The sequence below is a fragment of the Bartonella vaga genome (assembly GCF_037070895.1).
In the GTDB taxonomy this organism is placed as follows: Bacteria; Pseudomonadota; Alphaproteobacteria; order Rhizobiales; family Rhizobiaceae; genus Bartonella.
Genome location: NZ_JAYMZK010000005.1, coordinates 59,844 through 85,619 on the forward strand (window position 1 = coordinate 59,844; position 25,776 = coordinate 85,619).

A 25,776-nucleotide genomic window follows, 5' to 3' on the forward strand; every position below is an offset into this window, starting at 1 on the left:
GGGATGATTGTTTTTATTATTCCTGTGGGAGATGGTATGCGTGTAAAAGGTTCACTTCTTCTTGTCGTTACATGTGCATTGTTAGATCAAAATAATCATGTTTTGCTTACAGAGCGTCCTCAAGGAAAATCACTGGCTGGTTTGTGGGAATTTCCTGGTGGAAAGGTTGAACAAGGTGAAACTCCCGAAGGATCATTGATTCGTGAGTTAGAAGAAGAACTTGGTATTCATGTTCAGCAAAATGATTTGTTGCCTTTAACATTTGCAAGCCATGGCTATGAGACATTTCATCTCTTAATGCCTTTGTATCTTTGTTACCATTATGAGGGGACTGCACAAGGACGAGAAGGGCAAAATTTAAAATGGGTTTTTATTGGTGATCTTGATAAATATCCTATGCCTGATGCTGACAAACCACTGATTCGAGTATTAAAAAACTTTCTTCTTTAATGGGGCTTTGAGAAGGCAATGTCGCTTACAGATAAGAATCATCTATTTGCTTGAGTATTGATAAAAAAGATTTTTTTATGTGAATTAATTGCTTAACCATCATTTATAACGTACTTATATGACAACAAATTAATTTATAATATTAAATTACTTGTTCCGTAATGAATTATTATCCCTTTATGTTGTCTGAAAAATACCTACTTGAATGAAAACTATTAAGTAATTCGATTTATGAATTATCACAATATCAAAAAAACGCATGAATTTTGATAAAGATTTTTGAATGAATGCTTAAATATAAGATTTAAGAAAAGAGCATGTGACTAATTTAATTTGATACAAGTAAACTTTTGAAAGTGTTTTTCGTTCATATACGGTCTGTAACTAGTTGCTATTAGCATGGTTATTGTAAAGACTTCAGCAAGGATGTATCAAAGAATATAATAGTAGTAGAGGTGTTTATTAGCTGTGCTCAAATAAAAGCGTATATTATGTTTTATGTTCCTGGAATTGGACGGCGTTTTTCTATGGGATATTGGTGTTTTTGAGCAATACGCGTAACTGCCTCTTCCAATGGCTCGATCATAACATTCATAGAGAAGCCATTTGCATGAATGATGTTTTTACGATCAATCATAATGGCAACGTGATCTTTCCAAAAAACCAAGTCACCTCTTTGAAGTGTATCACTGTCTTTGAGTTGTTTTCCTATAGTTGTCTGCTGCATGTCAGTATCACGTAAAACTATTTGGTTGGCCATCATCATGGAGAGTTGAACAAGCCCAGAGCAATCAATCCCGAAACCACTGACTCCACCCCAAAGATAAGGTGTATAAACAAAAGTTTCTGCAGCTGTAACATAATCTTCGTACACGCACCCAATAGGGCTGAGATGATGGCTAACGATAGTTTTTCCGTTTTCAAGTATAGAATACATCGTACCACGGACTTCAATTTCATCAACGACACTTACTTTGCTGCCCATGGATAAGGAGCATTCCATTCGACTGCGTAAGTCAGCCTGTAAATATTGAAAGGTGCGTGGTACTGAAACGACATGTGTCTGTTTTACTGTTGAAGTACAAAGAACTGTTGTATCAATATAACCGACATAACCATCTTTGAGTGATTGCCCCCATGACATCGTTTCTCCTTGTTCAAAGATGAGGAGCTCTTCTCCTAATAAGCACTCAGTTTGTCTTTCGCTGTTTTTATTATTTTCTTTAAAAAGTCCGGTGACAGCTGTATTAACGCGCTTCTTTTCACCCTGAACAAAGCATTGGGCTGTAACTTCTGCTTCAAGACGCTTATCTGCAAGATCATTTCTGAATGCATGCAACCTTGGATCTTTATAGACCATCTATTTACCTTCCATTGGGGGACTTTTGCTTTTAAACAGACTCATAAAAACTGTATTTGTAAGATTTTTTATTTTCAAATAAAGCACTGAGTACAATTTAAGACAATAAGCAACCGTTCTCAAAGTTACAGCCTTATCCATCTTTGTGGATATTTTGTGTCAATCTTAACTTTTAAAAAGGTTATACAAGGCACGAATAGCCTGTGCAGAGCCACCGACAGGATAGCCTGGTTTTTCTTTTTGAACCCACCCATAAAGATCAAAATGCGCAAAATGTTTGGTTTTTTCAACAAAAGAGTTAAGAAATAAAGCAGCGATTATGGAGCCAGCAAAGCTACTTCCAGTTACATTGTTAAGGTCAGCAATTGGCGATGATAACATTTCTTGATAGGGTTTCCAAAGTGGCATTTGCCAAAGAGGATCGGAAACAGAATGGGCAGATTGAGAAATTTGTTGCGCCCATAGTGAATCATTGCAATAAAATGCAGGAAGGTCTGGTCCTAACGCTATATGAGCTGCTCCTGTTAAAGTAGCCATACACAGCATGAATTGAGGGCTTTCTTCATCGCCATAAGTGAGTGCATCAGCAAGGATAAGCCGACCTTCAGCATCTGTATTACCAATTTCAACACTTAAACCTTTACGACTTTGGAGAATATCTCCTGGTCTGTAAGCATTTGCAGAAATTGCATTTTCAACAGCTGGAATCAGTACGCGTAGACGAAAGGGTAATTTGGCATCCATGATAAGTTTAGCCAGCCCCAAAACATGTGCACCACCACCCATATCTTTTTTCATGCGTAACATGTTATTAGCTGATTTAATATTGAGACCTCCAGTATCGAAGGTTACTCCTTTTCCAACCAACGTTATTTTAGGATGATTTTCTTGCCCCCAGTGTAGCTCAATTAGTCGTGGTGCAGTACTGCTGGCTCGTCCTACGGCATGGATCATAGGAAAATTATGTATTAAAAGATCATCTCCACAAATGCTTTGGATTTGAGCACCATAGGTTTTCCCAAGTTGACGTGCTTCTTTCTCAAGGGCATCAGGATTCATATCATTAGCTGGGGTATTTATGAGATTACGAACAAAAAATACGGTTTCATAAATTCGTTGAAGCTCATCAAGATCAATCGTATCGTTAATGTGTATAGACAACGGTTTCGAGGAAGGGTTTTGGCGATAGCGATTGAATTGATAACTTCCAAATGCCAATCCCAGATAGCTATTTATTTCATGGGAAGCTGTGCCTTCTAAATGCCAATGTCCAGCAGGAAGGTTTTTAGCGAGAAGCCCTGTAATAAAAGGTTCATCACCGTTGCCAAGCCCAAATAAAACTTTTTTTAAATGTCCTGTTTCGTGAGGAATGAATAATGTTTCTCCTGCTTTGCCAGTGAAACCATGAACTTTCATCCACGCTATTGTTGATGAATCAAGAGCTAAATCTGAAAGATTTTTTTGGTTTACTAAAAAAATAGGGCAGCTATTATCAACACGTGTTGAGGTAAAATGAATGTGATGTAAATGCATAATTTATGAAATCCTTATAGTCGTCGAAGTGCAACATATTCGACCAAATGGTTTTTTCCCTTTCGTAAAATGAGGTTAGACCGTAGTCGTGTTGGTAATATATTTTCTTGTAAATTTTTAAAATTAATCGTTTGCCAAAGATTTTCAGCGATTTTTGAAGCCTCCTCTTCGTTGAGTTGTGCATAGCGGTGAAAGTAAGATTCAGGATTTTGAAAAGCTGTTTTACGCAAACGCTTGAAGCGTTCCAAGTACCAGCGACGAATTATTTCTGTTTCAGCATCTACATAGATTGAGAAATCAAAAAAGTCTGAAACGAAAGGAATGATTTTTCCATCTTTAGGAAGATCGCTGACTTGTAATACATTAACTCCTTCAACAATTAAGATATCGGGATGATCAATGATAATTGTTTTATTTTCCAGAATATCATAGGTCAAATGCGAATAAAGTGGAGCACTAATATTACCAATACCTGCTTTTATAGCAGAAAGAAAGCAAAGTAATTTCTTAATATCATAGGAATCAGGAAATCCTTTACGATGCATACGATCTTTTTGCTGTAAAACAGCGTTCGGGTAAAGAAAACCATCAGTTGTAATCAAATCCACTTTAAGACCGGAGGTCCAGCGCTTCAAAAGTTCTTGAAGAATACGAGCAGTAGTTGATTTTCCCACTGCAACAGAACCAGCAATCCCAATGATAAAGGGAGTTTTTTTGGTTTCTTCTTGATGCAAAAATTGCTGACGCTTGTGAAAAAGTTCCTGAACTGCTTCAACATGGCACGATAAGAGACGCGATAAGGAAAGATAAATACGCTGTACTTCTTCAAGATCAATGGGATCATCAATTGAGCGTAAACGTTTAATTTCATCAAAGGTTAAAGTAAGCGGTGTATCCGCACGAAACTGAGACCATTCTTGCGCAGTAAAGACACGATACGGTGAATATCGATTGGAAATGGATTTGACAAGGTTATCTTCTTGATCAATTTTTGAGAGAGCCGTATCAATCATGTTATTAGTCGAGAATTTTGCTACAGTAATTGATTAAATTAAGGATGGGAAAGCAAGCCGTTTTTTATTCAAATAAATTTTATTTTATAGACTCTTTGATTTAAAAATAATGGATAATTTGTTGCTAACTTATAGTCCAGTCGTTCCAGTGTACATTGATTTGTGCCAATGACAGTCCTTGTGCCAAAAAAGCCCACAAAAGTAAACGTGCTTTTACTGCTGATAAATAACCAGACATGAGGGCGCCAGAAGCAATCATATCGACTTCTGAACCTTTATAGCCATAAGTTATGCGAGTTGTTGAGCCAGTGCAGGTACGGCTAGCAATAATAATTGGTATTTTTCGTGCATATTGTCGCACGATGTCTGCTTCTTCAAAACTGCAGTGGCCTGATCCAAAGCCGGCAATAACAAGTCCATCATAATGCCCACTTTCAAGGCAGAGTTTCATTAACTGTGTATCAGAGGATAAAGAGGAGTATAGGAGAGCAATTTTACGATCAAAGTTTTGAGGAATAGCAAATGTTGTCGGGAAAAAATTTTTATCATTGAAATAAACCAATTTCCCTTCCAAAATACTGCCTAAAATGCCTGCTAGCCCTGATTGAAATGTCTCAATTTTGACAGTATGGTTTTTTTGAACCCAATAAGGTGAGTGAATGGTATCATTTATTACAACTAAAACACCTCTGTTTCGGCTTTTGGGGTGGGCGGCGACACGGGTTGCCGCTAAAACATTAGCTGGTCCATCAGCTCCTGCTTCAGAGGGTATACGCATAGCACCAGTTATAATGAGCGGCTCCGCTTTGTTCCAATAAAGAGAAAGAAAAAAAGCTGTTTCTTCTAGCGTATCAGTACCTTGGGTTAAAACAACACCTTCTGCGCCAGCTTCTATTTGTTGCGTCGCCCACTCTATTATTTTAAAAAGAATTTTAAAAGATAAAGATCCACTCGGTAATTGTGTCAGTGTTTGCGCATGAATATTAGCAATGTTGTTTAGCTCAGGAACACTTTTGATGAGAATATCTGAAGTCAATATTGGTTGCATTTGGCCAAAATTGTCAGTAGCCATTGCAATTGTTCCTCCTAATGTTCCTATTGCTATTTTTTTCATCATTCTTCCTTTGCAAGACGCAAACTGTTTTTACAGGCTATTTAACACCAATTTGCATTGATAACAATGACATCATTTTTTATTTAATAAATTGAATTGTGCTCATCATTGTGTTTTGCAATATATGTTCTTAAATAAAGACAATAATGACTGGATTCTACATTTGATGAAAAGAAATCAATATTAAGGAGTTTCCTTATGGCAGAACATAAGCCAGACATAATGTATGGTACAACTATTATTACTATACGAAAAGGTGGCAAAGTGGTGATGGCTGGTGATGGTCAGGTTTCACTTGGACAGACTATTATGAAGGGCAATGCACGCAAAGTGCGTCGCCTTGGGAAGAGTGGAGAGGTTATTGCTGGTTTTGCAGGTGCTACAGCAGATGCTTTCACCTTACTAGAAAGATTGGAAACAAAGCTTGAGCAGTATCCTGATCAGCTCATGCGTGCATGTGTAGAACTTGCAAAAGACTGGCGAACAGATCGCTATTTGCGTCGTCTGGAAGCAATGATGCTTGTGGCTGATAAAAAAGTAACTTTAGCTTTAACGGGGCTTGGTGATGTTTTAGAACCAGAAGATGGGATTATGGCAATTGGTTCTGGAGGCAATTTTGCTCTTTCGGCTGCTTGGGCCCTGATGGGTATGGATTTGGATGCAGAAACCATTGCTCGTAGAGCTATCGATATTGCTGCCAAGATTTGTGTTTACACCAATGATCATTTTGCAATTGAAACATTGGATGCAGAATTATCTTCTTTAGAGAAAGCTATTTGAATGTGTGTTGTATTTTCCCCTCGTGAGACTGTTTCTGAACTTGATCGTTTTATTATTGGCCAAAATGATGCCAAACGTTCTGTTGCTATTGCACTACGTAATCGATGGCGTAGGCAACAGCTCGATGATCCAATGCGTGAAGAGGTTATGCCAAAAAATATTTTGATGATAGGACCGACAGGTGTTGGTAAAACAGGTATAGCACGCCGATTGGCTAAACTTGCTGGAGCGCCTTTCGTTAAAGTAGAAGCGACTAAATTTACTGAAGTTGGTTACGTTGGACGTGATGTTGAGCAGATTATTCGTGATCTTGTTGAGGTTTCCATTTCTCTTGTGCGTGAAAAAAAACGAGATGAAGTTAAAGTAAAAGCTCACGTTAATGCTGAAGAGCGTGTTTTAGATGCTCTTGTTGGTAAAACAGCAAGTCTCGCTACCCGCGATAGTTTTCGCAAAAAATTGCGGGAAGGTGAATTGGATGAGAAAGAGATTGAAATTGAAATAACCGATAATAATAGCAATAGTGCTTCAACCTTTGATATTCCTGGTATGCCCGGTGCGCAAATGGGAATTATGAATTTGTCAGATATTTTTGGCAAAATGGGGAATCGTACAAAGGTTCGTAAAACAACAGTAAAGGATGCTTTTAAACCTCTTATTGATGATGAATCTGAAAAGCTTCTCGATCAAGATCACATTATTCAAGAAGCACTCCGTGTTGCTGAAAATGATGGAATTGTGTTTATTGATGAGATTGATAAAATTGCGACCCGAGATGGAGGGGCAAGCGCTGCAGTTTCGCGTGAGGGAGTTCAACGGGATCTTTTGCCTTTGGTTGAAGGAACAACGATTGCTACAAAATATGGTCAAATCAAAACAGATCATATTCTATTTATTGCATCAGGTGCGTTTCATGTTTCCAAGCCATCCGATTTATTGCCAGAACTGCAAGGACGTTTGCCCATTCGCGTGGAATTAAATGCTCTAACAAGAGAAGATTTACGGCGTATTCTGACGGAACCTGAAGCCAGTCTGATTAAGCAATATGTTGCTTTAATGGCAACGGAAGAGGTTCATTTAGAAATTACTGATGATGCGATTGATGCTTTAGCAGATATTGCTGTGGATTTAAACGCAAGGATTGAAAATATAGGGGCACGCCGTTTGCAAACAGTGATGGAGCGTGTTTTGGATGAGATTTCTTTTACTGCACCCGATAAAGCTGGAACATCGTTTAAAGTTGATGCAGCTTATGTCAGGCAATCTATAGGTGATCTTGCTTCTGATATTGATCTTTCGCGTTTTATTCTTTAAAGCTATCGTCTATCGTCTATCGGCGTGCTTTGATAACTTTGAAACCATGGTTCTTTTCATGTATCGATACCGTGCGAAAAGCATCTTTTAACAATGTTTCATAAGGCAGGTGGCGGTTAGCAACCATAAGCAAATTGCCGCCTGGCTTTAGGTATTTTGCAGCATTTATAATAAAATTTTTTCCTAACGAGACATCTGTACTTTGTTGTGTGTGAAACGGTGGATTTGAGATAATTGTGTCATACAGCTCTGTGATCGGTTCATGCACAATATCATGCCAATAAAAATGAACTGGGCAAGAAGTTGTTGTGTGTTCTATGTGCTTTTTGGCTGCTTCTAAAGCGTTGTAATCAGCTTCATAGAGGTCGAGAGTTGTTAGTTTTTCACCTCTTTCAAGGGCACTGTAAGAAAGAAAACCCCAGCCAGCACCAAAGTCTGCAGTCTTTCCAGAAATAACTTTATGCATATGCAGAGCAAGTGCGGCAGATCCAGGATCAATCCGACCGTGCGAAAACATGCCAGGGGTAGTTTGAAATTTATTTTCAAAAGTGAGCGCTGGTAAACGTAACTGCGCAATATTTTGTTTTTCTACTTTTTGTGGAACTTGAAGCCAGAAGACTAATCCATGGTTTTTTGACAATTTACCGGTGATGGGAACAAGTGTTTTTACCCATTTCATCATTGAGGCAGCACCAGCAGTTTTATTTCCACCGATAACAATCCACCCTCTAGGTTTTACACATTCTAATAAATCAAGAAAACAATTTTGATTGAAACCACGATATTTGCTCAAATGTAAAAGCGCACCATCATAGGTGAAGGCTTTATTTATTTGAGGAGAGCAGTGAAACTGAGCATTAGCAAATTTTAAAAAGTCGGGTTTCCAAGGTGTTATAACTTTTAAATTTTGTGCCCATTCTTGAGCAGGGATTTCTGTTAAACCAAAACTCAACCAAGATTGACTTGGATTAGGAAGAGGGAGGTCATGGTTTTCAAAAGGCAAAAACAGTAACACATGTGGCTCTTTCAAAGAAAAATGCCATTCTAATATTAGGATGGCAATTTACTTCATAACAAAAAGGAGGGTCACTCTTCTTTTATTGATTTATCAAAGGTAATTTCTTCACCAGTTTTTTGGTTGACGATTTTCATCGATAACCGAACTTTACCACGTTCATCAAAACCCATTAATTTAACCCAAACCTTATCACCTTCTTTAACAACGTCTGTTGTTTTTGTGACGCGTTCTGGTGCAAGTTGAGAAATATGAACGAGCCCATCACGTGAGCCAAAAAAGTTTACAAACGCACCGAATTCTGCCGTCTTTACAACTGTTCCTTGGTAAATAGAACCAACTTCAGGCTCATCAACAATGGAATGGATCCAGCGTTTTGCTGCTTCAATAGTTTTAGCATCAGCAGAAGCAATTTTAACTGTTCCATCATCTTCAATATTGATTTTTGCTCCAGTTTGTTCAACGATTTCTCGGATAACTTTACCGCCAGAGCCTATAACGTCTCGAATTTTATCAACAGAAATGTTCATAACTTCGATGCGTGGAGAAAATTCACTAAGTTCAGCACGGGCACTGGTTAAAGCTTTGGCCATTTCGTTAAGGATATGAATTCGACCATCTTTGGCTTGTTCAAGTGCGATTTTCATAATCTCTTCAGTAATACCATCAATTTTAATGTCCATTTGCAAGGCAGTAATACCATTTTTTGTTCCCGCTACTTTAAAATCCATGTCTCCGAGATGGTCTTCATCGCCTAAAATATCAGAAAGAACAGCAAAACGATCACCTTCCTTGATTAAGCCCATGGCAATACCTGCAACGGGACGTGCTAGAGGAACACCTGCGTCCATTAAAGCAAGTGAAGTGCCGCAAACAGTCGCCATAGAAGAAGATCCATTGGATTCAGTAATTTCTGAGACAGCACGAATGGTATAAGGAAAGGATTCTTTAGTTGGCAACATGGGATGAATAGCACGCCACGCTAATTTACCATGTCCAATTTCGCGGCGGCCAGGAGTGCCAAGACGCCCCACTTCGCCTACTGAAAATGGTGGAAAATTGTAATGAAGGAGGAATGTCTCTTTATACATACCCGTTAAGGAGTCAACATATTGTTCATCTTCACCGGTTCCTAGTGTTGCAACGACAATTGCTTGTGTTTCTCCACGAGTAAAAAGTGCAGATCCATGTGTGCGGGGTAAAATACTAACTTCTGATTGGATGGAACGTACTGTTGAAAGATTGCGTCCATCAATACGCTTTTCAGTTTCAAGAATATTTTGGCGAACAATTTTTGCTTGCAATTGTTTGAAAACGGTTGCAATTTGATCTGCACTAAATTTACAGTCTTCTTCTATTTCTGGCATAAGCTTATTGGTGACTTCTGTTTTTAGCGCATCAATTGCTGCATAACGCTCTTGTTTATCGGCAATTGTGTAAGCCTTTTGTATATCCTGCTCGGCTATTTCCAGCATCATTTTTTCTAGATCAGAGAGATCTTCAGGAACAAAATCGCGTGGATCTTTCGCAGCAACTTCGGCAAGTTTTATGATAGCATCAAGAACAGGCTGAAAGCCTTTTTGCCCAAACATCACAGCACCCAACATGATGTCCTCCGGCAATTCTTGTGCTTCTGATTCAACCATCAACACAGCACTTTCTGTTCCAGCAACAACAAGATCAAGTTTTGATTCTGGCATTTCATCGATGTGAGGATTAAGAACGTATTGTCCATTACAGTAGCCGACCCGAGCACCAGCAATAGGCCCCATGAAAGGAACACCTGATAGAGTTAGTGCTGCAGATGCCGCAATCATCGCGAGGATATCGGGACTATTTTCGAGATCGTGCTGTATAACAGAAACAATGACTTGTGTATCATTTTTATAACCGTCAGCAAAGAGAGGGCGAATTGGACGATCAATTAAACGTGAAATCAATGTTTCATTTTCTGTTGGCCGGCTTTCACGTTTTAAGTAACCACCAGGTATTCTACCCACAGCGTAGGATTTTTCTTGATAATTAACGGTGAGTGGAAAAAAGTCTTGATCTGGTTTTGGATTTTTTGCTGATACAACGGTTGCTAAAACAATGGTTTCTCCATAGGTAGCAACTACTGCACCATCAGCTTGACGCGCTATTTTTCCTGTTTCAATGGTGAGTGGCCGACCGGCCCATTCAATTTCTATCTTGTGCGTTTTGAACATTTTTTATCCTTAATGACCAGTGCTTACATTTTTGTTTTGCGTAGCATATTAAAAAGCTATGGATAGGACAAAAGACACTCCTGTCTTTCCACGTGAAGAGAGGAGTAAGCCGCCATTTAAATACAATGCAACTAGAAATCCTGCTCTATTATGATTATTAGTCAGTTTTTAAAGTTTTTAACTAAAAGCAGCAAGTTGAAAAAATGGGTGGTTTTTGTAAAAATACCACCCATATATTTTTCTCTTAGCGACGCAAACCCAATTTCCTTATAAGTGTCTGATAACGATCTTGGTCAATTCCTTTAAGATAATCGAGAAGACGACGACGTTGAGACACCATCTTCAAAAGACCACGACGAGAATGGTTATCTTTTTTGTGAGATTTAAAATGGTTAGTTAAATTAGAAATACGTTCAGAAAGTACAGCAACCTGCACTTCTGGAGATCCTGTATCACCAACTTTATTTGCGTATTCTGCGACAAGAGCGCGTTTACGTTCAGCTGTAATCGACATCGTGTTACCCTTTCCAAGAAATGAAGAACAAAAGCCACCCATTGCCGAGATGTCGTCCAGCGAGGGTCTATGATATGACACAAAAAGAGTTGAAGACTCTTGTTTGCTTTGGCATCTATATAGGAAAGAAGATTAAAATACTAGTCCTTGAAAATATTTTAAAGATTCTCTTTTAAAAGAGATTTTGTTTTGGAACATTAATTTTAGCAATATTTTTTATGAGAATTATTTTTGAATAATTATGCATCCTTTTTATACAAAAATTGCTGATTTACATAGTGTGCGGATAGTACCAAAAAACAATAAAATACCGATTCGGAGGTAAAAGATGCAGAACATTTCAACATTAGAACTTTTTCGTAATTCGGTATTTCGAAATTTATGGTCATCTACTCTCATTTTTAATTTAGGGCAACTCGTACAGGCTGTAGGAGCAGGATGGTTAATGGCGTTGATTAGTTCTTCACACTCCATGGTTGGGCTTGTTCAAAGTGCCACAACATTACCACTTGTTATGTTTTCTTTGATGGCAGGAGCATTGGCTGATAATTTTAATCGCCGCAAAATTATGTTATGTGCGCAGATTATAATGATGATTATATCAGTTTGTTTGACTGTTTTATCCTATGTGGGCCTTCTAACACCTTGGCTTTTATTATATTCCACGTTTTTGATTGGGTGTGGAACTGCTTTTTATAATCCTTCTTGGCAAGCAACAATAGGAGATATTGTTAGCAGGGAAAATATTCCTGCTGCCGTTAGTTTAAACAGTGTCGGCTTTAATTTGATGCGGAGTGTAGGTCCTGCTATTGGTGGTGCTATTATTGCTACTTTGGGTGCAGCTGCAGCTTTTTTATTTAATGCTATAAGTTATGCTCCTTTAATTGGTGCCTTGTTTTTTTGGAGACCACGTTATGAACACAACACGTTGCCACGGGAAAGACTTTTAGGAGCTGTCTCAGATGGTTTGCGTTATGTTGCGATGTCACCCAATCTCCTTAATATTATGGTTAGAGCATTCCTTTTTGGGTTTGGAGCGATTTCGATTCTAGCACTTTTGCCAATTGTTGTGCATAGAATTCTTGGGGGAAATGCACTGCTTTACGGTACATTACTCGGTTGTTTTGGTTTGGGAGCAATGGCAGCTGGTATTATTAATTCATCTGTACGGAACTATTTCCGCTCAGAAACGATTGTTGCAAGCGCATTTATTGGGTTTGCCTTTTCTTGCTTTTTTTTGGCAACGAGTCGTTCGTTAATTATAAGCCATATTGTCTTATTTCCTGCAGGTTTATGTTGGGTTTTGGTGTTATCGTTGTTTAATACATCTGTACAGCTTTCTACACCACGCTGGGTTGTTGCGCGTGCTTTAGCACTTTATCAAACGGCATTTTATGGGGGGATGGCTATTGGAAGTGCAATTTGGGGAGTTTTAGCTGATGCTTATTCTCCAGCAGTCGCTTTGAGTATTTGTTCTATATTTTTGGTTTTTGGAGCTCTTGCGGGAGTAAAGTTTAGAATTCAGGAAATTCTCCAGATAGACTTTGATCCGTTGGATCATTTCAGAGAACCAGAGCTCTTACTCGATTTAAAAGCACAAAGCGGCCCGATCATGATCATGATCGATTATCAAATTTATGAAAGTGATCTCGAAGAATTTCTCAAAGTTATGACACGTCGTCGCCATATTCGTTTACGTGATGGCGCTCGTCAATGGGTTCTTTTACGCGATCTTGAAAGACCTGAGTATTGGACGGAAGCATATCATATGCCAACATGGGTAGATTATTTGCGTCATAATCACCGTCGCATAAAAGCAGATGCAGAGGTAAATAGGCTTTTGCGTCGCTTAAATCGTATGCCAAATGGTATAAGAGTACACCGTATGATTGAGCGGCAGACAATACCACACGTTAATGAGATGCATTTAAAATCCTCTACTGACCAATTACCATGAGGGTAGTAAATTAGATTTAGCGCATAAGTAAAGAGCTTCATTTTCTTTATTGATAGAAAAAAATACCTTTTTATAAATAGACGGTTATAAAAAAGTGAATTAAGTTGTGAAAATCCGCCTTGGTTTAAATTGGTTTTTGTTAAGAGTGCCTATGGCAAGCAGTTGGTCTTTGTAGATGACACATACATCATCTTCATCAATAAGTGCATTTTGATCACAGAGAGGTACAGGGTTGCCCATCATAACTCTCTGTGCTTGAGTTTCGCTAAGGGTATAATGAGAGAGGCAATCCAGTGCAGCGCCTGTTTCAATTAGAAGGGCATCGAGTGCTGAAAAATTTCTTTTTGGAGAAGCACCATTTTCATTTGTTACACTTTTATTCAGTTCGGCTGTTTTTAGCGTATCCCATGTGATAAGATCACCTTCACAAAAAGGTGCCACTGCGATACGTCTTAAATCAGCAATATGTCCATAACAACCAAGATCACGTCCCATATCGCGTGCTAACGAGCGTACATAGGTTCCTTTTCCGCAGGTTATTTCAAAGATAGAACGTTCTTTTGTAGCCATGTCTATTAATTTAAAAGTAGTTACTTCAACTTCGCGCGGTGGAATTTCAACACTCTTACCTTCACGTGCTAGATTATAAGCACGGTCACCAGAAATTTTAATAGCTGAAAATTGTGGAGGTGTTTGCAAAATAACACCTGTATATTTAGGGAGAAGAGCAAGTATTTCCGCTTCTGTTGGACGTTTGAGAGATGCCCTAGTTATTTTACCTTCTAGATCGTCTGTTGAACGTTCTTCTCCCCAAGCAATTTGAAAACGATAGGTTTTTGTGTTTTGCATAACGTAGGAAACAGTTTTTGTTGCTTCGCCCAATGCAATTGGTAGAAGACCAGAAGCAAGGGGATCAAGCGTACCTGCATGTCCTGCTTTTTGTGCATGAAAGAGCCGCTTGATTCGTGTGACGGCTTCTGTTGATCTCATTCCTTTTGGTTTATCAAATATTATCCATCCAGAAACAGAGCGTCCTTTTTTTTTGCGTTGCCGTGCCATATTCTTAATCCTCAAGTTTATCACTATGGTGAAGATCACGTGCTACTTCAGGTGAGCGAAGCAGGGCATCAATTTTTGAAAAACTATCAAAACTGTTATCAAGTCGAAAGCGTAGTTCAGGCATATATTTCATTTGTCGCAATGTATGACTGATTTCTCTACGGATAAAACGGTTATATTTGTTAAGGGTATCAACAATATCAATATGAGATGCATTCTTAAGAGTACTAAAAGGAGAAATAAAGCAGGTGGCAATTTTTAAATCTGGTGACATGCGAACTTCAGAGACAGAAATCACCATGTTTTTCAAGATATCATCGAGTAAAATACCGCTCTGTAGTGTATGAGCTACTGCATGGCGTACTTGTTCTCCTACTCTTAGTTGCCGTTGTGATGGTTTTGCATTTTTCATCGAAGTTTGATCCTGGTTACGATTGCTCTTATTTTGGCTGATTTAAAAGATCAAGAAAGAACAGAGGTATTATGCATAAAATCCAATAACTTTTCTCCTTTTACAAAGAGTAAAGTTATTGGATTATTTTATAACGTACGATGAATATGCTCAATGCGGAAGGTTTCAATGATGTCTCCTGCACGCATATCTTCATAATTTTCGAATGCTATTCCACATTCTTGACCACTTTGTATTTCATTGACTTCATCCTTGAAGCGCTTGAGTGTTTTAAGTTGTCCTTCATGAATGACAATGTTATCGCGAATAAGGCGGACACCAGCTCCCCGTTCTATTTTACCTTCTGTTACGCGGCATCCAGCAACTTTTCCGATTTTTGTAATGTTAAAGACTTCTAGAATTTCAGCATTGCCGAGGAAGGTTTCACGCTGCTCTGGTGACAGTAATCCTGACATAGCAGCTTTTATATCGTCAACAAGATCATAAATGATATTATAATAGCGAATCTCAATTCCTTGTATTTTTGCGGAGGCACGTGCTTGTTTATTGGCTCGAACGTTAAAACCAATTACAGCAGAACTGGAAGCTTCAGCAAGAGAAATATCGCTCTCAGTTATACCTCCAGCACCAGAATGCACAATGCGTGCACGTACTTCTTCATTCCCTAATTTTTCTAATGCTGAAGCAATTGCTTCAATGGATCCTTGTACATCTCCTTTAATAATAAGAGGAAATTCTTTGATGCCTGTAGTTTGTAACTTAGTCATCATTTGTTCAAGAGAACCACGAGAACCAGTTTGCCGAGCTACAGCTTTATCGCGTGCTAATCGCTGACGATATTCGGAAATTTCCCGTGCCTTTGCTTCGTGAGCGACAACAGCAAAACGGTCACCAGCTTGTGGTGTTCCTTGCATGCCCAAAATTTCAATGGGTGTCGAGGGAACTGCTTTTTTTACATGGCGACCATGGTCGTCAATTAAGGCTCGCACACGACCCCATTCATTGCCAGCAACAATAATATCAGAAGGATGCAATGTGCCTTTTTGAACAAGAACTGTTGCAACAGATCCACGACCTTGATCCAGTTTGGCTTCAATAACAACACCTTCTGCTGTTCGTTTTGGATCTGCTTTTAGATCCAGAATTTCAGCTTGAAGGAGAATAGCTTCAAGAAGTTTATCAAGATTTTTACCGGTTTTAGCAGAAACTTCGACTTCCAAAGTCTCCCCACCCATACTCTCAACAAACACTTCGTGTTGTAAAAGTGCTGTACGCACTTTTTGTGCATCAGCAGTTTGTTTATCAATTTTATTGATAGCAACAATAATGGGTACTCCAGCAGATTTGGCATGATTGATTGACTCAATTGTTTGTGGCATGACACTATCATCGGCTGCCACAACTAGAACTGCAATATCCGTAACACGAGCTCCACGAGCACGCATAGCTGTGAATGCTGCATGTCCAGGTGTATCAATAAAAGTGATCTTTTGATCGTTTTTCTCTACTTGATAAGCACCAATATGCTGTGTAATACCTCCCGTTTCACCAGAAACAACATTTGCTTTTCGAATAGCATCGAGAAGGGAAGTCTTTCCGTGGTCGACGTGGCCCATAATTGTGACGACGGGTGGACGTTGCTGCATTCTTTGAGGATTATCAGCTATATTAAATATACCTTCTTCTATGTCAGATTCTAAAACACGTTTAACAGTATGACCAAATTCAACGGCGATGAGCTCAGCAACATCTGCATCAATAACATCGCCAGGTTTCATCATTTGCCCCTGTTTCATGAGAAATTTAATTACATCAACAGAGCGTTCAGTCATACGCTGTGCAAGTTCTTGAATGGTAATTGTTTCAGGTAGAATAACTTCACGAGAAATTTTTTCCCTTGGCTCTTGTTGTTGTGCACGTTTAAATTTCTCCTGCCTACGGCGCATTGCAGCCATTGAACGCCCACGTGAGTTACTTTCTTCATCCAGAGCACTATTGAGGGTTAGCTTTCCGCGACGCCGTTCATCAGCCCCTTTTACAACTTTGGGGGCACGCACTTCTGATTTAGCAGGGTTAGCACGTCGATTATGTCGGTCATCTTCTTTATTACCATCTGCTTTGCGTTTTTCAACAACAGTTGTGTTTTTAGGTGTAATAGGAATATTTATCTGTTCCATCAGAGCTTGAGCAGAGGTAGTCAGCGGCGTTTGTTGTGGGCTTTCTTCTTTTTCTTGATGTGTTTCTGCCTCTTTGATTGGTTTCCGCAAACTTTCTTCGTGTTCTTTTGCACGTCTTGCTTCTTCTTCTGCTTGTTCGCGCATTATTTTTTCTTGGATATGGGCTTCCTCTAATGCGCGAAGTCTCGCTTCCATTTCAGCAGATGAGAGATTGCTTTTAGTGATAGGTTCACTAGGCTTTGTTTCTTTGAAACGTGATTTAGGGCGTTGGGGAGCCACATGTGGCTTTGTAATCGGCTGTTGTATTTCAGCTTTTTCATCGGGTCGTGTAATTTTCCGTCTTTTTGTTTCGACAACTACAGCCTTCGTCCGGCCATGGCTAAAATTTTGCTTGACCGTACTTGTTTCTGAGATTGAGCGCTTTAGGGTTAGTGTTCTCTTGACGGTTATTTTGTCGTTATTATTTTCACTCATTGTACTTCCTTTACGGCTTGTGCAGTCATCTCACCTGGCTTGCTGTGCTTGCCATCACGATAGGCGAGCAGTTTGTGTATCGTTTTGAGAAATCCTTCAGCAGCCTTGGTATCCAATACGGCTGCATGCATTACAGGATTAGCGCCAAAAGCCGCGCGCATTTCATCACTTGTAAATAAAGATACGGTTTTTATATTCCGATTTGTTTGTTGTTGTATTGCATGTATGGCTTGTGCAATTTTCCTTTTTCCATCTTCTTTAGTTTCTTTGGCATGCAGTACAAGAATAACTTGACCAGATCGGATGGCTGCATCAACTTTTGTTGCTCCCATGACAATAGCACCTGCTTTTCGAGCCATAGAAAGGCTTCCAAGAGCAGCTTTTAGCAAAAGTGCATCAACAGTATGTGCAAGATTTGGCGCAACCTCAACATCTGTTTTGAAACTTTTATTAAAAGCTTTTCGTTTTATTGCTGTCTCAATGGCAGAATGATGAGCAGAGATCCAAACGCCCCGTCCAGGCAAATTGGATTTAAGATCAGGAATAATTTGATTGTTGGGACCCACGACAAAACGAATCAGCGTTTTTGCTGAAGCATTTTTTCTTGTCACAATGCAGGTCCGTTCATTCATTTAAAGTGTATCCACATTCAAATTGTCTGTTTTTTCATCTTTTGCAGAGCTTTCGCTTTCTGCGGGAGTTTCTGTAACAAGATCAGCCTGGTCTATCCAGCCTGCTTGTAAACGTGCAGCTAACACCATGGCTTCTGCACTAGTACGTGTAATATCAAATGGGGTCAGGATACCAGAAAAAATCTGCGTTTGACCTTCTTTGCGTTCTCTCCAGCCAGCCAAATCGTCAACCGCATAACCGGCAAAGTCTTCTATTGTTTTCACACCATCTTCACCAACAGCAACCAACATAGCGCTTGTCATGCCTGGAAGTGTTCGCAATTCGTCAGAAACACCAAGTTTTTTGCGTTTTTCATCAAGTTCTTTTTCTTTATGTTCGAGATATTCACGTGCACGACTTTGGATTTCGGTGGCAGTCTCATGATCAAAACCATCAATGGAAGCGATTTCTTCAAGATCAATATAGGCTATTTCCTCAATAGAAGAAAAGCCTTCTGATGCCATAACCTGCCCAATCATTTCATCAACATCTAAGGATTCCATAAACAGTCTACTGCGTTCGGTAAATTCTTTTTGGCGATTCTCAGATTCTTCCTGTTCTGTTAAGATATCAATATTCCAACCCGTTAATTGTGAGGCTAAACGAACATTTTGTCCACGTCGACCAATAGCAAGGCTGAGTTGGTCATCAGGTACGACGACTTCAATACGTTCTGCATCTTCATCAAGGACAACTTTGGAAACTTCTGCGGGTTGCAATGCATTGACGATAAATGTTGCAGCATCTGGAGACCAAGGAATAATATCAATTTTTTCGCCTTGCAATTCTGCAACAACAGCCTGTACACGGCTTCCTCGCATTCCAACGCACGCTCCAACAGGATCAATTGAACCGTCACGTGAGACAACAGCAATTTTAGCACGTGAACCAGGATCACGGGCAACGGATTTAATTTCTATAATACCATCATAAATTTCTGGCACTTCCATGGTAAAAAGTTTCACCATAAATTGAGGGTGTGTGCGTGAAAGAAAAATTTGCGGACCACGTGATTCACGGTGCACATCATTGACAAAAGCACGAATACGGTCTCCATAACGAAAAGATTCACGTGGAATTAATTCGTCACGCCTTACAATAGCTTCACCGCGTCCAAGATCAACGATAACATTGCCATATTCCACACGTTTTACTGTACCAGAAATAATTTCTCCAATTTTATTTTTAAATTCTTCATATTGTTGGTCACGTTCTGCATCACGCACCTTTTGTACAATAACTTGTTTAGCAGATTGTGCCGCGATGCGTCCGAAATCCATAGGAGGTAAAAGATCGGGAAAGAAATCACCAATTTTTGCATCCGTTTGGCGTTCTAGTGCATCAGATAAAGTAATTTCACTTGTATAATCTTCAACGACATCAACAATTTTAAGCAGGCGTTGTAATTTAATTTCACCTGTTTTGGAGTTTATTTCGGCACGGATATTAGTTTCTTGACCATAACGAGAACGTGCTGCTTTCTGAATAGCATCAGCCATCGCAGAAATGACAATTTCACGGTCAATTGACTTTTCACGTGCAACAGCATCTGCAATTTGCAGAATTTCAAGCCTGTTAGCGCTTGTAGCCATCAACTTTCTCCTTCTTTGTACCACACGATAAGCATTGTCACAGTGATATTAATTTTTGTAGTTTAGCATCTCTTTATGAAATTTTAGGGTTATCTTCTAGTATTAATTGTTGGCTTAAATTTTTATTTTTTTTCAATGCGTCGCGAATAAGTTCATCAGTAAGTATTAAATGAGCATTTATTATATCACAGAAAAGAATAGAGACATATATAGCCTCTCCATAAGCGGCTTTATCGGTGTTTAAAGTAAATCCATCTTGAGTGATATTTGTAAGCTTTCCACGAAATTTGCGGCGTCCATCAATTGTTATTTTTGTTTCAATTTTTGCAGTATGTCCTTGCCAATGAAAAAAGTCAGATTTTCTTACCAATGGACGATCAATTCCAGGAGATGAAATTTCTAAATGATATTTGCGTTCAATAACATTTTGTACATCAAGGAGAGGGGAAACAGTTCTGCTAACAGTTTCACAATCTTCCACGGTCAGAGAGCCATCAGCTCGTTCAATCATAATCTGAAGTGTTAAACCATTTAAACCAAGAAGTTTTACACGAACTAAACGAAAGCCTAAAGGCATAAGCAATGGTGCAACAAGAGCGGCAATGCGCGCTTCGACGCCATCTTCTTCAAACAGACGCGGTTCCTCAAGATCGCTTATTTTTTCAGCTTCGTTCATAGATTTTATCCAAGTTATTTTCACCAGCTCTATGACATTAAAAAAGAGCGGGTCCAAAGGCCCACTCTCCATCATAAGACCAAGAATTTAGTCTTTGATACTCTTAAATTCAAAATTTTTCAAGTTGTTTGTAAAGCAAAGTATTTCATCGTTTATTTTTTGATAAAGGTAAGATATGTAGGTGTTCGTCCCTCGTGTAAAGCTTTTTTTTCATAGCGAGTACTTATCCATAGCGGATAAGGAGTTTTCCAGTCCTTAGGATTTTCTACCTCCCACTCAAAGCTATTATGTTGTACACAATGGTATAAGGTCCAATTTACATAGCTCTCTATGTCGCTGACAAAGCGAAATTTTTTTCCTGTTTTAAGAACGCGAGCAAAACGGTTAAGATTTTTTATGTTAACGAAGCGCCGTTTCCAATGTTTCTTTTTAGGCCATGGATCAGGATAGAAGAGGTCTATTCCATCAAGTGATGCATTTGGGAGCCAATCAAGCAGGTGTGTGGCATCGTCATCGTAAAAGCGAATATGGTTCTGATGCTGTTTATGTTGTTCAAGAGACATCAATATTTTTGCCATGCCATTAATAAAGGGTTCTACACCAATAAAACCAGTTTGTGGAAAATGTTTCATTTCATGCAGTAAATGTTCACCTCCACCAAAGCCAATTTCAAGTCGAACTTCTCTTACCTTACTAGAAAATAAAGATGTTATGTCTAAGGGCGGAAGGGCATTTAAATCAATATTCAAAGTTGGGAGCAGCGTTTTTATACGCGCAAGCTGACTTTTTCGCAGCCGCTTTCCTTGTCGGCGGCCAAAAAAGGCTTCACGCGTATGTGCATTATGGTAAATCATGGTAATTTAATCATTGTTTGAAGTGCTTGAATCAGATCAGTTTTTTCCCATGAAAAAGAACCGTCACGTTTTGGTTTCCGTCCAAAATGACCATAGGCAGATGTTTTTTTATAAATAGGCTTATTGAGGTCAAGATGTTTTCGAATGCCTGTCGGTGAAAGATCTATTATTTTGCGGATAGCTTTTTCAAGAACTTTTTCATCGACTTTTCCTGTTCCATGGAGATTAAGATAAATGGACAAGGGTTGTGCAATACCAATTGCATAGGAGAGTTGAATGGTGCATCGTTCTGCTAAATCAGCTGCAACAATATTTTTAGCTATATAGCGTGCAGCATAAGCTGCAGAACGATCAACTTTTGTTGTATCTTTACCTGAAAAAGCCCCTCCGCCATGGGGTGCTGCACCTCCATAAGTATCAACGATAATTTTGCGCCCCGTTAGCCCGGCATCGCTTTGAGGACCACCGATGACAAATTTTCCTGTTGGATTAATATACCAACTGCATTGAGTAGAAATGGGAATATCATGTAAAGCTTGACGAATATAAGGCTCAACCACTGTACGTACCTTACTGGAATCCCAACTTTCGTCTAAATGTTGTGTCGAAAGAACGATAGATGTTACCTCTACAGGTTTTCCATTTTTATACCGGATTGTTACTTGGCTTTTGGCGTCTGGTCCCAATTTTCCGGTTTCTCCTTCTTTTTTATGGCGCGCTGCGGCAAGAAGTTTAAGAATTTTATGTGCATAATAAATTGGTGCAGGCATGAGATCTGGTGTTTCACGGCACGCATATCCAAACATGATCCCCTGATCACCAGCTCCTTCTTCACCATGTCTATCCATAGCGTTATCAACTCCGCGTGCAATGTCAGTCGATTGAGGACGTAAAAGAACATCAATTTTAACAGTTTTCCAATGGAAGCCTACTTGCTCATAACCAATTGCACGAATAGCACGACGTGCTACTTCTCTAAAAGGAGTAGGATTAATGAGTGGAGAGCCAGTCTCATCGTAGATAAATTCTCTCTTTTTATTTCTTTTTAAAAGTGTATCTGGAACACGCACTTCACCAGCTATAACAACACGATTTACACTTACTAAGGTTTCACAAGCGATTCGTACTAACCATGGATCTGTACCTGTTTTTTGAGCTTCGTTATAAATCATATCAACGATTTCATCGGAAATACGATCACAAATTTTATCGGGGTGTCCTTCCGACACCGACTCACTTGTAAAAAAATACTCTTGGTGCGGCATAGGAACTCCTTCAAAAAAGAAAACTAATAGTTGATTAATTGTCTATTAAAGTTGCTCCTATTTGCCAATCCTGCGTCAAATCGTCAATGCCGATTTATAATATGAGTGAGAAAAGATGTAATTTTTATTTCATAGCTTGTTTGTCATATCTTCTTCTTCAGAAAGTGCTTTTGCTAAGTCAATAATTTTTCGGCGCACCTTGGCGTCAGATATATTAGTAAAAGCACGCATGAGTTGAATTCCTTCGCTGCTAGAGCAAAAGTCCATAAAATCGCTACCGCTTTCAGAAAACCCTTCTACATGCTGTGTACTGATGCCTTTATCAAAAAAGTAAGAAACAGGAACATCCATAATTTCTGCGATTGCTTGAAGGCGACTTGCACCAATACGGTTTGTACCTTTTTCATATTTTTGGATTTGCTGAAAAGTGATACCCAGTTTTTCACCCAGTTTCTCTTGGGTTAGCCCTAAAATATTACGACGTAAACGAATACGGGTCCCAACATAGACATCTATAGGATCAGGCTTTTTTCTAGTCTCGGTCATAATACAACTCTTTATTTCCAGCACTTTTTTCTAAACCAGCATCAGATTTATGTGAGGTTGGTTTATCATATAATTAAAATAATACGTAACACTTTTTCCCAATACTACTGGTACGCTCAGCGTAATACCGTAGTACATGGGCATCCGATCACTTCAGCTGTTTTGTAGAACTAAAACCGACGTAGCACAATAGCATAAGAATGAATAAGATGAAAGTAGAGAATATTCTGTATTCATTACTCCATATGGGAAAAATGGGTAGTGGAATTGGTGAATCAATAACACCTACAGCGTTTTGCTGGAGAGCTACAACGATTCTTCCGTAAGAATCAATAACAGCCGATATCCCGTTGTTAGCTGCTCGTATGAGTGGGATTCCAAGTTCAATGGCACGGAGCTGTGCTTGTTGAAGGTGTTGGTATGGACCAGGTGTTACGCCAAACCATGCATCATTTGTAACATTAATGATTGCTTGGGGAGGAGAGCCTTTAAAAGTTATTTCATTAGGAAATATTATTTCATAGCAAATCAACGGAAGATAAGAAAACCCGTTTGGCATCGTGACAGTTTTACGCACACTCGCAGCAGTATATCCACCAATATCATCAGCAAGGGCACGTAATCCAATTTTTTTAAATAAATTCTTATAGGGAAGATACTCGCCAAAAGGAACCAGGTGAAGTTTATCAGAAGTATTTAAAATATTACCTTCAGCATTAATGACAGCGATTGTATTAAAGTATTGTGTTCCTGCGTTAAGCCGATCATCACTAGCGCGTACAGCACCAATAATAGCAAATTGTTTTGGACTTAGAAGAGAGGCAATGCGCATGGTAACAGCAGAGTTATCATAGAGAAGATAAGGAATAGATGCTTCGGGCCATATGATAAAGTCAGGTTCTGGATTATTATCGACTGTTGGTGTTGCACTCAGTTTCAAATGAGTGTCTAATATAGTTTGCCTTACAGTGTTATGCAATTTTATGTTTTGTTGGATAGAAGGTTGAACAATGCGCACCCAATAATTGCTTTTTTTGTAATCAGCTGTGTTTTGCGCAGTATTGAGACGGTAAAAACCAAAACCACTGTGAGCCAATATAAGAAATAACAACAATGAAAGTGCGAGTTTCTTTTTTTCATCTGTTAATAAAACTGTCGGTAAACTATAGACTAAGACAGCAAGGATATTCATTCCGTAAAGTCCAACGATTGCATCGGATTGCATGAGCATCGGGGTTGGCATAGCTGTATATGCAAGCGCATTCCATGGAAAGCCTGTGAACAATATTGCACGCAACCACTCTGCCAATCCTAAAGCAAAAGCTAAGACAAAAAAACGCGCTATCCCTTTTGTCCATAATAAACTTACAATGAAACCGGAAGAAAACCAATAAAGAGAAAGATAGATGGGGGGGCCTAAAATAGCAAAAGGCACTGCCCAACCAAAAGAATCTGGATCTACCAACAAAGCATTGGATAACCACCAAAAGCTGCAAATAAAATAACTGAAGCCAAATATTCCACAGCTGAGAGCGTGGGTGAGAAAGCGTTTTTTATTATCTTGAATGGTATGTATTGAATCAAGTAAAATAATAAAGATGGGGAAAGTTAAAAAGCAGAGGGGCGTCAAATAAAAGGGTGGAAGTGCAAAAGAAGTAAAAGCACCACATAGAAATACACATATTTGCCGCTTCCATCCAGTAACAGAAAACAAGAATAGTGTGAAATTTTTTAAAAGTTTTTGGCTATTTTTTAGAGACAGCATTGTTTTCCAAACTCTCATTTTCTGAAATACGAAAAATGCGTAACCGCTTAATTCGGCGTTTATCAGCTTCTAAAATACGAAATCCATAGCCAGGGACGGCTTCAACAACTTCACCTTTTGCAGGAATACGATCCAGAATGGAAACAATTAAACCACCAATGGTATCGACCTCATCACCATATTCTCCTACAACAAAATCAGGACCAAGAGCTTTCTCCACATCTTCTAGCTCGGTTTTTGCGTCAATAAGCCATTTATTATTGGGCTCGCGCACAATAGCATTATCGACATCATCGTGTTCATCTTCGATATCACCAACGACCAATTCGACGATATCTTCCATAGAAATTAAACCATCTGTGCCACCATGTTCGTCAATAACCAAAGCCATTTGTATTCGTGTGGTTTGCATCCGTGTTAATAATTTGCTTGCCAGCATAGAACTTGGAACAAAGAGGACTGTTCGAATTAGATTTAGTTCGCCGATTGGGGTATGCAAATCCGTATGGTTTAACTGAAGCAAGTCGGATTTTTGCTCAGATTGAGTTGAGTTTATAATAAAGCGAGTCATATAACTAAGAATATCTCGAATATGAATCATGCCTCGCGGGTCATCTAAAGTTTCAGCATAAACAGGTATGCGAGAATGTCCAACTTTTGCAAAACATTTAAGAGCATCTCCAAGTGAGGTGTTTATTTCTAGTGCCTCGATTTCAGAACGTGGAATCATAACATCATCAACGCGTGCTTCATGCAAGCGTAAGATATTATGCAGCATCGTACGTTCTTCAGGTGAGAAGAGAGCAGTATCTTTTTCATTGTCAGTGGTGAGTGCAGCGGCACGATCATTACGCGGTGATGCGTAATTGCGACCACGCAAAAATGAAAATAAATGATTCATCAGGGAATATTTTTCCGTATGATTTGCCTGTTGAGAAGGATTGTCTTCAATATTGGAAGATATTTGACTGTTATTTTGTGTATTTATTTTGTTTGCCATGGTTTTTAAATATTCTAAATTTTCCTTTAT

Annotated in this window: 21 protein-coding genes and 1 pseudogene; 4 read left to right on the plus strand and 18 right to left on the minus strand. The window is 39.0% G+C overall.

What is annotated here, in order from left to right; translation table 11 throughout:
- Positions 1-36 precede the first annotated feature (36 nt).
- The gene (mutT, locus tag WCP76_RS04420; protein ID WP_336294528.1) at positions 37-450 is read left to right on the plus strand and encodes an 8-oxo-dGTP diphosphatase MutT; all 414 of its coding nucleotides are present in this window, start codon (positions 37-39) and stop codon (positions 448-450) included.
- Positions 451-946: 496 nt separating this feature from the next.
- Here mutT and WCP76_RS04425 read toward each other — a convergent pair whose 3' ends face one another.
- From WCP76_RS04425 to WCP76_RS04440, 4 genes are all read right to left on the minus strand, one after another.
- Positions 947-1,810 carry a C40 family peptidase gene (locus WCP76_RS04425; protein WP_336294473.1) on the minus strand — a complete coding sequence of 288 codons (864 nt, stop codon included), beginning with the start codon at positions 1,808-1,810 and terminating at the stop codon, positions 947-949.
- Positions 1,811-1,975: 165 nt separating this feature from the next.
- Positions 1,976-3,343, minus strand: a complete 1,368-nt coding sequence (locus tag WCP76_RS04430) for a leucyl aminopeptidase family protein (RefSeq protein WP_336294474.1) — start codon at positions 3,341-3,343, stop codon at positions 1,976-1,978.
- Positions 3,344-3,357: 14 nt separating this feature from the next.
- On the minus strand, positions 3,358-4,302 hold the full coding sequence (coaA, locus tag WCP76_RS04435; protein WP_336294529.1) for a type I pantothenate kinase: 945 nt from the start codon (positions 4,300-4,302) through the stop codon (positions 3,358-3,360).
- A gap of 178 nt (positions 4,303-4,480) precedes the next feature.
- The gene (locus WCP76_RS04440) at positions 4,481-5,470 is read right to left on the minus strand and encodes an asparaginase (RefSeq protein ID WP_336294530.1); all 990 of its coding nucleotides are present in this window, start codon (positions 5,468-5,470) and stop codon (positions 4,481-4,483) included.
- Positions 5,471-5,668: 198 nt separating this feature from the next.
- Here WCP76_RS04440 and hslV point away from each other — a divergent pair, with 198 nt between their 5' ends.
- On the plus strand, positions 5,669-6,250 hold the full coding sequence (hslV, locus tag WCP76_RS04445) for an ATP-dependent protease subunit HslV (RefSeq protein WP_336294475.1): 582 nt from the start codon (positions 5,669-5,671) through the stop codon (positions 6,248-6,250).
- On the plus strand, positions 6,251-7,561 hold the full coding sequence (gene hslU / locus WCP76_RS04450; protein ID WP_336294476.1) for an ATP-dependent protease ATPase subunit HslU: 1,311 nt from the start codon (positions 6,251-6,253) through the stop codon (positions 7,559-7,561).
- Positions 7,562-7,577: 16 nt separating this feature from the next.
- Here the strand turns inward: hslU and WCP76_RS04455 are convergent, their stop codons facing one another.
- The 3 genes from WCP76_RS04455 to rpsO all read right to left on the minus strand — a co-directional run bounded on the left by WCP76_RS04455 (position 7,578) and on the right by rpsO (position 11,297).
- Positions 7,578-8,576, minus strand: a complete 999-nt coding sequence (locus WCP76_RS04455; protein WP_336294477.1) for a class I SAM-dependent methyltransferase — start codon at positions 8,574-8,576, stop codon at positions 7,578-7,580.
- 71 nt (positions 8,577-8,647) lie between these two features.
- Positions 8,648-10,783, minus strand: coding sequence for a polyribonucleotide nucleotidyltransferase (pnp, locus tag WCP76_RS04460; protein ID WP_336294478.1), 2,136 nt, complete (start codon positions 10,781-10,783; stop codon positions 8,648-8,650).
- A gap of 244 nt (positions 10,784-11,027) precedes the next feature.
- The gene (gene rpsO / locus WCP76_RS04465) at positions 11,028-11,297 is read right to left on the minus strand and encodes a 30S ribosomal protein S15 (protein WP_336294479.1); all 270 of its coding nucleotides are present in this window, start codon (positions 11,295-11,297) and stop codon (positions 11,028-11,030) included.
- A gap of 328 nt (positions 11,298-11,625) precedes the next feature.
- Here rpsO and WCP76_RS04470 point away from each other — a divergent pair, with 328 nt between their 5' ends.
- Positions 11,626-13,254, plus strand: coding sequence for an MFS transporter (locus WCP76_RS04470; RefSeq protein WP_336294480.1), 1,629 nt, complete (start codon positions 11,626-11,628; stop codon positions 13,252-13,254).
- 99 nt (positions 13,255-13,353) lie between these two features.
- Here WCP76_RS04470 and truB read toward each other — a convergent pair whose 3' ends face one another.
- The 11 genes and pseudogenes from truB to WCP76_RS04525 all read right to left on the minus strand — a co-directional run bounded on the left by truB (position 13,354) and on the right by WCP76_RS04525 (position 25,746).
- Positions 13,354-14,313 (minus strand): tRNA pseudouridine(55) synthase TruB, encoded by a 960-nt coding sequence (gene truB / locus WCP76_RS04475; protein ID WP_336294481.1) that lies wholly within the window; start codon positions 14,311-14,313, stop codon positions 13,354-13,356.
- A 4-nt stretch (positions 14,314-14,317) separates the two neighbouring features.
- On the minus strand, positions 14,318-14,767 hold the full coding sequence (gene rbfA, locus WCP76_RS04480; protein ID WP_336294531.1) for a 30S ribosome-binding factor RbfA: 450 nt from the start codon (positions 14,765-14,767) through the stop codon (positions 14,318-14,320).
- 86 nt (positions 14,768-14,853) lie between these two features.
- Positions 14,854-17,376, minus strand: coding sequence for a translation initiation factor IF-2 (gene infB, locus WCP76_RS04485; protein WP_336294482.1), 2,523 nt, complete (start codon positions 17,374-17,376; stop codon positions 14,854-14,856).
- Complete coding sequence (locus WCP76_RS04490) at positions 17,373-18,008, minus strand: RNA-binding protein (RefSeq protein WP_336294483.1); 636 nt, start codon at positions 18,006-18,008, stop codon at positions 17,373-17,375. The genes infB and WCP76_RS04490 overlap by 4 nt, the downstream gene beginning before the upstream one ends.
- Complete coding sequence (gene nusA, locus WCP76_RS04495) at positions 18,009-19,640, minus strand: transcription termination factor NusA (RefSeq protein WP_336294484.1); 1,632 nt, start codon at positions 19,638-19,640, stop codon at positions 18,009-18,011.
- Positions 19,641-19,688: 48 nt separating this feature from the next.
- Positions 19,689-20,316 (minus strand): annotated as a pseudogene (gene rimP / locus WCP76_RS04500) (ribosome maturation factor RimP).
- Between the two features lie 152 nt (positions 20,317-20,468).
- A complete protein-coding gene (locus WCP76_RS04505; RefSeq protein WP_336294486.1) occupies positions 20,469-21,170 on the minus strand; it encodes a tRNA (guanine(46)-N(7))-methyltransferase TrmB in 702 nt (233 codons plus the stop codon).
- On the minus strand, positions 21,167-22,435 hold the full coding sequence (gene metK / locus WCP76_RS04510) for a methionine adenosyltransferase (RefSeq protein ID WP_336294487.1): 1,269 nt from the start codon (positions 22,433-22,435) through the stop codon (positions 21,167-21,169). Before metK ends, WCP76_RS04505 begins: the two co-directional genes overlap by 4 nt.
- A gap of 129 nt (positions 22,436-22,564) precedes the next feature.
- Positions 22,565-22,981 carry a helix-turn-helix domain-containing protein gene (locus WCP76_RS04515; protein ID WP_336294488.1) on the minus strand — a complete coding sequence of 139 codons (417 nt, stop codon included), beginning with the start codon at positions 22,979-22,981 and terminating at the stop codon, positions 22,565-22,567.
- 148 nt (positions 22,982-23,129) lie between these two features.
- On the minus strand, positions 23,130-24,746 hold the full coding sequence (gene lnt / locus WCP76_RS04520; protein ID WP_442894708.1) for an apolipoprotein N-acyltransferase: 1,617 nt from the start codon (positions 24,744-24,746) through the stop codon (positions 23,130-23,132).
- Positions 24,727-25,746, minus strand: a complete 1,020-nt coding sequence (locus tag WCP76_RS04525) for a hemolysin family protein (RefSeq protein ID WP_336294490.1) — start codon at positions 25,744-25,746, stop codon at positions 24,727-24,729. Before WCP76_RS04525 ends, lnt begins: the two co-directional genes overlap by 20 nt.
- Positions 25,747-25,776: the final 30 nt, after the last annotated feature.

Excerpts from the sequence above, each read along its gene's own strand:
- mutT (WP_336294528.1), top strand. The coding sequence starts at position 37 with ATGCGTGTAAAAGGTTCACTTCTTCTTGTCGTTACATGTGCATTGTTA.
- WCP76_RS04425 (WP_336294473.1), bottom strand. The coding sequence starts at position 1,810 with ATGGTCTATAAAGATCCAAGGTTGCATGCATTCAGAAATGATCTTGCA.
- WCP76_RS04430 (WP_336294474.1), bottom strand. The coding sequence starts at position 3,343 with ATGCATTTACATCACATTCATTTTACCTCAACACGTGTTGATAATAGC.
- WCP76_RS04440 (WP_336294530.1), bottom strand. The coding sequence starts at position 5,470 with ATGAAAAAAATAGCAATAGGAACATTAGGAGGAACAATTGCAATGGCT.
- hslV (WP_336294475.1), top strand. The coding sequence starts at position 5,669 with ATGGCAGAACATAAGCCAGACATAATGTATGGTACAACTATTATTACT.
- hslU (WP_336294476.1), top strand. The coding sequence starts at position 6,251 with ATGTGTGTTGTATTTTCCCCTCGTGAGACTGTTTCTGAACTTGATCGT.
- pnp (WP_336294478.1), bottom strand. The coding sequence starts at position 10,783 with ATGTTCAAAACGCACAAGATAGAAATTGAATGGGCCGGTCGGCCACTC.
- rpsO (WP_336294479.1), bottom strand. The coding sequence starts at position 11,297 with ATGTCGATTACAGCTGAACGTAAACGCGCTCTTGTCGCAGAATACGCA.
- WCP76_RS04470 (WP_336294480.1), top strand. The coding sequence starts at position 11,626 with ATGCAGAACATTTCAACATTAGAACTTTTTCGTAATTCGGTATTTCGA.
- truB (WP_336294481.1), bottom strand. The coding sequence starts at position 14,313 with ATGGCACGGCAACGCAAAAAAAAAGGACGCTCTGTTTCTGGATGGATA.
- infB (WP_336294482.1), bottom strand. The coding sequence starts at position 17,376 with ATGAGTGAAAATAATAACGACAAAATAACCGTCAAGAGAACACTAACC.
- WCP76_RS04490 (WP_336294483.1), bottom strand. The coding sequence starts at position 18,008 with ATGAATGAACGGACCTGCATTGTGACAAGAAAAAATGCTTCAGCAAAA.
- nusA (WP_336294484.1), bottom strand. The coding sequence starts at position 19,640 with ATGGCTACAAGCGCTAACAGGCTTGAAATTCTGCAAATTGCAGATGCT.
- WCP76_RS04505 (WP_336294486.1), bottom strand. The coding sequence starts at position 21,170 with ATGATTTACCATAATGCACATACGCGTGAAGCCTTTTTTGGCCGCCGA.
- metK (WP_336294487.1), bottom strand. The coding sequence starts at position 22,435 with ATGCCGCACCAAGAGTATTTTTTTACAAGTGAGTCGGTGTCGGAAGGA.
- WCP76_RS04515 (WP_336294488.1), bottom strand. The coding sequence starts at position 22,981 with ATGACCGAGACTAGAAAAAAGCCTGATCCTATAGATGTCTATGTTGGG.
- lnt (WP_442894708.1), bottom strand. The coding sequence starts at position 24,746 with ATGCTGTCTCTAAAAAATAGCCAAAAACTTTTAAAAAATTTCACACTA.
- WCP76_RS04525 (WP_336294490.1), bottom strand. The coding sequence starts at position 25,746 with ATGGCAAACAAAATAAATACACAAAATAACAGTCAAATATCTTCCAAT.